The sequence below is a fragment of the Roseofilum sp. genome (assembly GCF_982964205.1).
In genome coordinates, this window is sequence record NZ_CEZBFX010000235.1 from 1 (window position 1) to 1,019 (window position 1,019).

Annotated in this window: 1 protein-coding gene; it reads left to right on the forward strand. The window is 40.9% G+C overall.

Annotation, left to right across the window (positions count from 1 at the left end):
* Nucleotides 1-1,019: RNA-guided endonuclease InsQ/TnpB family protein (locus tag AC3A14_RS24700; RefSeq protein ID WP_487779255.1), on the forward strand; the 1,019-nt coding region annotated here is incomplete at both ends.

Consider the following 1,019-nt stretch of genomic DNA (forward strand, 5'->3'; position numbering starts at 1 on the left):
AACCCTAAAGTTTAAGCTATACAAACATAAACGAAATAGATACCTGAAGCGACAGATAAATGCTGCTGGGGTCATCTATAATCATTGCATAGCACTTCACAAACGGTACTACCGCTTGTGGGGCAAATACTTAAACTGTGCCCAATTGCAAAAGCATATTGCTAAGTTAAGAAAGCGTAATTCTTTTTGGCAGCTAGTGGGTTCTCAGGCTGTTCAAGATATTTGCCAGCGCATAGATAAAGCTTATAATCTATTCTTCAAACATCAGGGTTCGGCTTCGCTCACCAACCACAGAAAAGGTTTTAGACCGCCGGGTTTTAAGAAGATTAAAAAATATAAGTCCTTCACCCTAAAACAAGCGGGCTATAAATTCCTAGGTGGCAACCGGGTAAAGATAGGCTCTAAAGTCTATCAGTTTTGGAAAAGCCGGGAAATAGAAGGCAAGATTAAGACTCTAACGGTAAAGCGGACACCATTAGGTGAACTGTTTATAGCTGTTGTGGTGGATAGCTCAGAAAAACCAATCGCTCCCCAGTCTGGTAAAACAGCAGGGTTTGATTTTGGCTTAAAAGATTTCCTCACTTGCTCAGAAGGATTCAAGATTAAATCTCCTTTATTCCTGAAGCAGTCGATCAAAGATGTTCGGGAAGCGTCCAGAGCTTTATCGAGCAAGAAAAAAGGATCTAGAAATTGGCACAAGGCAAGACTTAATCTGGCTCGCCAACATGAAGCCATTGTTAATCGTAGACGGGATTGGCAGTGGAAGTTAGCCCATGAGTTAACCAATCGGTTTGATGTTTTGTACTTTGAAACTCTAAACCTGAAAGGAATGCAGCGACTTTGGGGTAGAAAGATTAGTGATGTAGCCTTGGCTGAATTTCTTTCTATTCTTGAATGGGTAGCTGCCAAGAAATCTAAGCGTGTAGTTTATATTGATCGATGGTTTCCCAGTTCTAAGACTTGTTCTGAATGTGGCCATGTACTCAATGAACTGAAGTTAAAAGAGCGTCAATGGTCTT